The organism is Salibacterium halotolerans, from assembly GCF_900115625.1.
GTDB lineage: Bacteria > Bacillota > Bacilli > Bacillales > Marinococcaceae > Salibacterium > Salibacterium halotolerans.
Genome location: NZ_FOXD01000031.1, coordinates 23,336 through 31,427, shown reverse-complemented (window position 1 = coordinate 31,427; position 8,092 = coordinate 23,336). Strand labels below are relative to the sequence as shown.

General features: G+C 47.7%; 7 protein-coding genes. All 7 read right to left on the bottom strand.

Annotated elements, in window-relative coordinates; genetic code table 11:
* Positions 1-109: 109 nt before the first annotated feature.
* Positions 110-1,609: an L-arabinose isomerase gene (gene araA, locus BM124_RS17175; RefSeq protein WP_093339385.1), complete on the bottom strand. Its 1,500-nt coding sequence runs from the start codon at positions 1,607-1,609 to the stop codon at positions 110-112.
* Positions 1,610-1,633: 24 nt separating this feature from the next.
* Complete coding sequence (gene arfA, locus BM124_RS17170; protein WP_093339395.1) at positions 1,634-3,124, bottom strand: arabinosylfuranosidase ArfA; 1,491 nt, start codon at positions 3,122-3,124, stop codon at positions 1,634-1,636.
* A gap of 111 nt (positions 3,125-3,235) precedes the next feature.
* A complete protein-coding gene (gene abnA, locus BM124_RS17165) occupies positions 3,236-4,195 on the bottom strand; it encodes an arabinan endo-1,5-alpha-L-arabinosidase AbnA (RefSeq protein WP_093339383.1) in 960 nt (319 codons plus the stop codon).
* Positions 4,196-4,217: 22 nt separating this feature from the next.
* On the bottom strand, positions 4,218-4,862 hold the full coding sequence (locus BM124_RS17160) for a YesL family protein (protein ID WP_093339380.1): 645 nt from the start codon (positions 4,860-4,862) through the stop codon (positions 4,218-4,220).
* Positions 4,863-4,887: 25 nt separating this feature from the next.
* Positions 4,888-5,730: a carbohydrate ABC transporter permease gene (locus BM124_RS17155; RefSeq protein ID WP_093339377.1), complete on the bottom strand. Its 843-nt coding sequence runs from the start codon at positions 5,728-5,730 to the stop codon at positions 4,888-4,890.
* Positions 5,731-5,738: 8 nt separating this feature from the next.
* The gene (locus BM124_RS17150) at positions 5,739-6,674 is read right to left on the bottom strand and encodes a carbohydrate ABC transporter permease (RefSeq protein ID WP_425288599.1); all 936 of its coding nucleotides are present in this window, start codon (positions 6,672-6,674) and stop codon (positions 5,739-5,741) included.
* Between the two features lie 77 nt (positions 6,675-6,751).
* Entirely contained in the window at positions 6,752-8,092 is a 1,341-nt protein-coding gene (locus BM124_RS17145; protein WP_093339375.1) for an ABC transporter substrate-binding protein, read from the bottom strand.

Here is an 8,092-nt window from a genome sequence, read left to right as displayed (position 1 = left end):
TGTATAAGCTGGCTTTAAAAATACGTAAAAAACCATGGTCACCATCTGAAGATGGCGTCCATGGCTTTTTAGTTAAGGGCTTTTGATACAGTCCCTCTTTTATATCTATTTATTTTCTTTTGCTCCAGTAGTATTCATTCTGCCGGATTTCTTTTTGGATCTCTCTTGGTTTGGATGTTTCATCAATCACAATGCATTCGATGCCGTTGATTTCGGCCCAGTCCTGGAGATCCTCGCTTGTGAGGGCATAGGTCAGGCAGGTGTGGTGGGCGCCTCCAGCCAGAATCCAGGACTCTGCTGCATCCTGCAGGTTCGGTTTCGGATCCCAAAGCACCCGGGCTACCGGCAGATTCGGCATGTCTTCCTTGATGTCTTCTGCTTCCACTTCATTGAGAACGAGGCGGAATCGGTCTCCAAGGTCAATAATGCAGGCGTTCACCGCACGTCCGGCCTGACTGTCAAAGACGAGGCGGGATGGATCTTCTCTGTCCCCCATCGACAGCGGATGAACCTGTATCTCCGGTCTGCTACCCGGTTTGTGTATGGTCGGGCAGACTTCGAGCATGTGGGACCCTAAAATCCGCTCCCGTCCTTCTTCCAGGTGATACGTGTAATCTTCCATAAAGGAGGTCTCCCTGCCTTCAGCCATCACTTTCATGGCACGGACAAGCGCTGCCGTTTTCCAGTCGCCTTCTCCGCCGAACCCGTATCCTTTTTCCATCAACCGCTGCACCGCAAGCCCGGGCAGCTGCTTCATCCCGTGCAGGTCTTCGAAGTTCGTCGTGAATGCCGTGTAGCCCCCTTCCTCGAGAAACGCTTCCATGCCGGCTTCAATGCGGGCCTGTTCCCGCACAGCATCCCACTTCTCCTTATTATTTTGGATATCTTCGGGGATGTGGTACCTTCCCCTGTATTCCTTTACGACATCATCCACCTGTTCTTCTGTTACGCGGTCCACATAATCAACAAGATCACCGATGCCGTGGGCTTGCACAATCCAGCCGAATACAGCCTCCGCCTCAACTTTGTCTCCTTCGGTCACAGCGACATTACGCATATTGTCGCCAAACCGAGCCACCTTGATTTTCCGTCCTTCCGAAGCACTAACCGCCGATTTGGCCCAGCGTCCGATACGTTTTTGTACGTGGGGCTGCTGCCAGTGGCCGGCAACGACTTTCCGCGGGATGTCGAGCCTGGCGGTCATGAAGCCGAATTCCCGGTCCCCATGCGCCGACTGGTTTAGATTCATAAAGTCCATATCTATGTCATTCCACGGAATTTCCGCGTTGTACTGGGTATGCAGATGAAGCAGCGGTTTCTGCAGAGCTTTTAATCCTGCAATCCAGATTTTTGCCGGCGAAAACGTGTGCATCCATGTGATGATTCCGGCGCAGCTCTCATCACTGTTTGCCTTGCGGATAAGTGTCAAAATTTCATCGGACGTCGTGACCACCTGTTTAAATCGTATCGGCGTCGTGATGGCGTCGCCGGCCTGCAGCCCCTCTACCATATCTTTTGAATGGGCCTTTACAGCATCGAGTGTTTCCGGTCCGTATAAATGCTGGCTTCCCGTGATAAACCATATCTCATAGGTTTCAGATTTCATCATTGATTCACGCCTCCTCCCGTTTTATTACTTCTGTTTATGAAGCCGTATCATATTCCAGGACATTTTCGGCAGAATTGCCTGAAGATGTCCGTCTTCCATGTGGGACTTTCCGTTATGATGTGGTTTCACCTGTTCCTGCCCGACAATATTCACAGCTTTGGGATCGTCATGTTCGAGCACCACATGTTCGGTCACCCCAAATCCTTCAAACGAACGGATGTCGCAGTCCACTTTTAATGTGTTTTCCAGATGCCGGTTGGTCGCAAAAACAACCAGCTCTTCTTTTTCTTCGTTATACACAACAGACGTATCGAGATACGGCACATCGGTAAAATCCTTACTGTCGTATTTCGGGGAATGCACGACCGGATTCAGAGCAGTTCCGCGGCCGTAGACCGATGTATAGTAATAAGGATAAAAAATGGTCTGTTTCCATACCTGACCCCCATTATCCGTCATGATAGGGGCAATAACGTTCACCAGCTGCGCCATGCAGGCCATTTTCACCCGGTCGGAATGTTTAAGCAGGGTGTGCAGAAGACTTCCGACAAGCACTGCGTCTTCAAACGTGTACACATCTTCGAGCAGCGGCGGCGCCGTCTGCCATGGTTCCACCTTTTGATCCTCTGCCGTGGAGTGAAACCAGACATTCCATTCATCAAAGCTGAGGTTAATCATCTTATTGCTGCGCTTTTTCGCCTTGATATAGTCGCACGTAGAAACCACCGTTCCGATAAAATGATCCATCTCCATGGATTTTGCCAGAAAGTTGGCCGTGTCGTTTTCATAGTTTGTGTAATATTGGTGCAGGGACACATAATCTGCATACTCATAGGTATGTTCGAGTGTGGTTGCTTCCCACTGCGGGAACGTCGGCATGTTGGAACTGGAGCTGCCGCAGCTGACCAGTTCAATATCCGGATCCACAAGTTTCATCGCTTTCGCTGTTTCATAGGCAAGCCGGCCGTATTCTCCCGCTGTTTTACCGCCGAGCTGCCACGGACCATCCATTTCATTGCCGAGGCACCATGTCTTAATATTGTGGGGCTGCTCGTAACCGTGGCTGCGGCGCAGATCACTGTAATAGGTTCCTCCCGGGTGGTTGGTGTACTCCAGAAGATTTCTTGCAGCATCAATCCCGCGCGTTCCGAGATTCACCGCCATCATCACATCCGTCCCCGCTTTCCTGGCCCAATCCACAAACTCATTGGTACCAACCCGGTTGTTCTCAATCGATCGCCAGGCGAGTTCGAGGCGGCTCGGACGTTCGTCTTTCGGCCCTACGCCGTCTTCCCAGTTATAAGCCGACACCATATTACCGCCGGGATAGCGGACGATGGGAACCTGCAGCTCTTTCACGAGGTCCATCACATCACTGCGGAACCCCTGTTCATCAGCTTTTGGATGCCCCGGTTCATAAATCCCTCCGTATACCGCGCGGCCTAAGTGTTCAATGAAAGAACCATAAATCCTTGGATCAATTTCCGATACTTTAAAATCTTTATCTACAATCATCTTTGCATTGGTCAGCTCCTGTGCCACGTTACCGCCTCTTTCTACCAATATTTTTTATTGAACTGCCGAGAATACCATACAACTTTTCTTATACGTACAAGCTTTCGTCTTTTAGTAATAAGGCCAGCCTTCGCTATCCCACTGAAGGTCGCTTATTAAAAGTTTTGGAGCCCCGTTGTCTTCGGTATCGTAAGCGTGCCGGGCTAAAATGCGGTTTTGATAGACAAACTGCCCGCCGGGACCAGCCCATCTTTCATTGCCGGTGTCGATGATCGTTCCGCCTCCCTGCATCATAGGGATCCCGGTTCTATCAACATAGGGTCCGGTAATAGAATCCGACCGTCCAACGACAATCTTGTAGGTGCTGTCTGCTCCCTGGCAGCAGTAATCAATAGATGCAAAAAGGTAATAGGAACCGTCCCTGTACGTGATCATTGGATTTTCAATAGATCTGTCATTTACTTCGCGCTGGGCGATGGAATGCACCTGCCCCTGTGGTTTCATCGTGTTTTCATTCAACCGTGTGATCTTGAGACCGCTCCAGTAGGAACCGTATGCAAGCCAAGGGTCTCCATTTTCGTCTACTGTCATATTAGGATCAATCGCATTGAAGTTATCACCTTCCGAGGAATGAACGACCACTCCTTCGTCTGTCCAGTCCCCATTTTGAATGGAATCCGAGGAAACGAGACCAATAGCGGAATTATTCTGACCGAAACTCGACACAGAATAATAGAGCCAGTATTTCCCATTAAACCTGCTGATGTCCGGCGCCCAAACATCATTATAACTTTGATCCGGCGCGTAATTGTCCCACCAGTCCAGCGGTTCATCAAAAACCGGCTCCTGTAGGTTCCAATCCATTCCGTTTCCGGAGGCGGTCAACTGCAGCCCCTCACCGGTGTAGAAGGTGTACCAGGTTCCATTCTCCCTGATCAATGTCGGATCATGTGCAATCGTATCGTCGTCCACGTTCCAATGAGCCGCCTGTGCATCCATCTGAGACACCGCCAATCCGGTCATCAGTGCGCCAAGAGCCAGAACTGTACCTTTTACCTTTTTGTTTTTCATTAAAGCACCTCTTTCTTCAGATTTAACCTGAGTATTCGACCTGTTCTGTGTCAGTAGCGACAGCATCTACTTTCTGCAGGGACCACAACATCAGTTTCATTACTGTACAGCTGACAAGGCTTCCTGAAAAAAACAGGAAAGCTGCGGGCAGGATAACACTGAAATATACCATGCCGCCGAGAAGAACCAGGAACAGAAGTGTCAGCGGGAGACGTGCAAAGCCTATGATAAAAGCATTCTTGAACAAGGCTCCGACACCGGCTTCGTAATGCACAAACAATGGAAAGATATTCACGCATACGAGAAGAAACAGAAACACAATAAAATAAAACGCTGCAGTCACTATGACGGAAAACTCTGAGTTCCATTGATGAAGAATTTCATAGTTAAAATAAAGCAGGATTGCTGCGGCTGTGAGAATCCAGCCTATGAGATTTGCTTTCCAGAAATCCTGTTTCACATGGCGGAAGTAAGTTTTGACGACAGGAAATTCTGTTCCTTCCATCATCCATTTTCTAGTCACGGCAAGCATAGCGGATACTGCCGGAAATACACCCGCAGCCACCAGTCCCCCAAGACTGGTGAGAAGCCAGAGCATATTCAAAAGAGCCAGCCGTGATACCCACCGGAAAATGACATCCACTCCTGTCACTGTTCTTTCAAGCATGATTTCTCCCCTCTTTCATGACGTATTATCCTTTCACTCCGCCAACGGTAAGACCGGATATGAAAAACTTCTGGAAGAACAAAAACAAAATGATAATCGGAATAATCGTCAAAACCGAACCCGAAAACAGCAGTTCATAGTTATTTCCGTAAGGTGTCATTAATGTGGACAGCCCAATCGGGAGCGTAAACATGTCACTTGAACGAAGAACGAGAAGCGGCCATAAAAAGTTATTCCAGCTGGTCAGCCCCTGCAGAATGGCCATGGCTGCAAAAGAAGGACCCATCAGCGGCGCCATGATACGAAAAAAAATGCCGTATTCTGTGCATCCATCAATTCTCGCTGACTCCATCAATTCTTTCGGAAGTCCCAGACAGTACTGCCGGAAAAAGAAGACAGCTATAGGAGCAACAATCAATGGCAGCATAACAGCAAAATAGCTGTTAATAAGGTTGATTGTGATCATCAGCTGATATAATGGCAGCATCAAAATCTCAAACGGGATCATCAGAATAAAAAGAACAAGCACAAACAGTATATTTCTCCCTTTAAACTGATACATCGCAAGCGCATACCCGACCATCGACGAAAAGAACAGAGACAATACAATCAGCATTCCGCTGATCAGCAGACTATTAAGATACCAGCGCCAGTACTGCTGTCCGCTCTCTGAAAAGATGGAAAAGTAGTTGCTGAAGGTCAGGGTTGAGGGGTCGAACAACAGCGAAAGCCCTTCCCTCATCAATCCGGACGCCGGACGCAGTGATGCAATGACCAGAGATATAATCGGAAACAATGCGGTTAATGTAATGACGGCAAATACAATCGTGACAGCAACAGATATCCATTTATTCTTTTTCGTAGTCATCTTCTGCTTCAATCCTCCTTAAAGGCTCCGACAAATTTAAGCTGGAGTATGCTGACGACAAAAATGATAATCATCAGTACCACCCCGATCGCGGCACCAAATCCCATATCATTCTGGGATATCCCTTCCTGATATATGTACCCGACCACGGTCAAGCCAATATTACCGGGAGAATTGTTCTGCCAGAAGACAAAGCTTTCTTCAAACATTCGAAAACCATTAATGATTGTAATCGTGGATACAAAAATAATGACCGGTTTTAAGGACGGCAGCGTCACGGAGAAAAATTTCTGAAACGCATTGGCTCCGTCAATATCCGCCGCTTCATAAAGTTCTTCGGACACATTCTGCAGCCCGGCGAGAAAATAAAGAATATTGACTCCGATCCACCGCCACGAGGCAAGCATGACCATCAAAAACATACCGGAAACAGAACCATATCTCCAATCCACCGGTGATATCCCAAAAAATCCAAGCATTTCGTTGATAACGGCTGTTTCCGATTCACCAAACATCATTCGGAAAATAACCCCCGCCACAATGACCGAAGTCAATGCAGGTACAAAAAGAGAAGCACGGAATAAATTTCGGAATTTTAATAATTTACTGTTTAAAAATACAGCTAAAACAACGGGAAAAGCTACAAGTATCAATACGGTGAACACAACATAGATACTTGTATTAAGCAGCGCACGGTAAAATTCCGGATTCAGCAGCCGTTCATAATTCTGCATACCGATAAACGTGACCTGTCCCGGCAGTACCTGTTGAAAGCTCATAATGATTGCCTGAATCATCGGATACAAAAACAACAGTAAAAACGATACGATAAAAGGAGTGACAAAAATGTAGGGAGCGACTTTCTTTGACATAAGAAACCTGGACAGTTTTGATTGCTGCGTCGTTTTTGTTTTATTAACTTGAGTAGAAGTTGACGGCTCCAAGTCCGTATCCTCCTTCCGTAGTTTTATAATGAGAAGAGGCGTGAAGCCCCTTCTCCCTTTTTCTTTTCAGACGGCCGCTATTCGCTCATTCCGCTCCGCACGGATTCTGCCGCCTGTTCCAGCGCTTCCTTCGGCGTACTGCTCTGCTGCCTTATCGCACTATTTAATACATTCGTGTTGATCTCGTTTGTTACATCCGACGTTTCAGGTGTGATATTCAGCGATCCTACTTCTTCGTTCAATTCAAGCAGCATATCAAAGATACCGTCATGGAAGTATTCGTAATACTGGTTGCTTTCTCTCATCTTCGGATCGTCCCAGACCGCGTGCATCGGTGGGTCAAAACCGAGTTCCGTCCACAGATCAATGTTTCCTTCTTTCGTTAATTTCGCTTCAGCCAAAAATTCCTTGACAAGCTCCGGATTTTCTGTCTGGTTCGTTACAACCGTACCGGTACCCCCCATGCCGGCTGTCCTGCTTCCGCCTTCTTCCCAGCGCGGCAGCGGTTTGATCTGTATTTTGCCTTCAAGATCTTTCATATAATCAATAAAACGTCCCATGTACCACATCGGCATCATAACCGACGCTGCTCCTCCGTCGTTCATGTAACCGTAATACTGCTCGGCGTGATGATCTCCTCCGGGAGCAATTTCGGCTATCTCGTGTTTATAAATCAAATCATTCATGAACTGGAGAGTCTGCACATTCGTCTGATTATCCAGGATCACTTCTCCATTATCGTTAAAATAGTCTGATCCCTGCTGGGCGATAAGCGGCCAGAACGTGAACTGGTCCGTCGTTTCAATGGTTGTCATCATTGCATCCGTATTTTTCGTCACTTTTTTACCTGCTGCAACATAATCATCCCAGGTTTTGATGGAATCAATATCCACTCCGGCTTTCTTCATAATTTCCTTGTTGTAGTACATGACCGTCGCTCCAACGTGATACGGCATGCCGTAGTAATTCCCATCTTTGGAATAAAGGTCGAACCTTCCTTTTACCATGTCACTCAGGACAGGCTCCACGTGCTTATTCATAGGCTCGAACTGAACTTCTCCCTCTAGGAAGCTTCCAAAATGACTAACCTCAATGTCTGCGATGTCCGGTGCCCCTTCTCCGGATTGCAGCGCAAGCCGCAGGTTGTTATTCATCTGTTCAATTGGAAACACTTCGGCTGTCAACTGGATCTTCCGGTCAGGATTTTTTTCATTCCAACGTTTCACCGCCGGCTCGTAGACGCCGATATGCTGCTCATTGAATGTCCAGAACGTCAGCTCCGTTGCATCTTCACTGTCCGGGCCGATGACGGAGGTATCTTCTGATTCTGCTCCGCCGGCTCCTTCACTGCCGCCGCCTCCCCCGCAGGCGGAAAGAATAAGACCAGGAATCAACAGCAAACTTAATAACTTTTTCAA

Coding starts and splice junctions, on each gene's coding strand:
- araA (WP_093339385.1), bottom strand. CDS start 1,609: ATGATGAAATCTGAAACCTATGAGATATGGTTTATCACGGGAAGCCAG.
- arfA (WP_093339395.1), bottom strand. CDS start 3,124: ATGATTGTAGATAAAGATTTTAAAGTATCGGAAATTGATCCAAGGATT.
- abnA (WP_093339383.1), bottom strand. CDS start 4,195: ATGAAAAACAAAAAGGTAAAAGGTACAGTTCTGGCTCTTGGCGCACTG.
- BM124_RS17155 (WP_093339377.1), bottom strand. CDS start 5,730: ATGACTACGAAAAAGAATAAATGGATATCTGTTGCTGTCACGATTGTA.
- BM124_RS17160 (WP_093339380.1), bottom strand. CDS start 4,862: ATGCTTGAAAGAACAGTGACAGGAGTGGATGTCATTTTCCGGTGGGTA.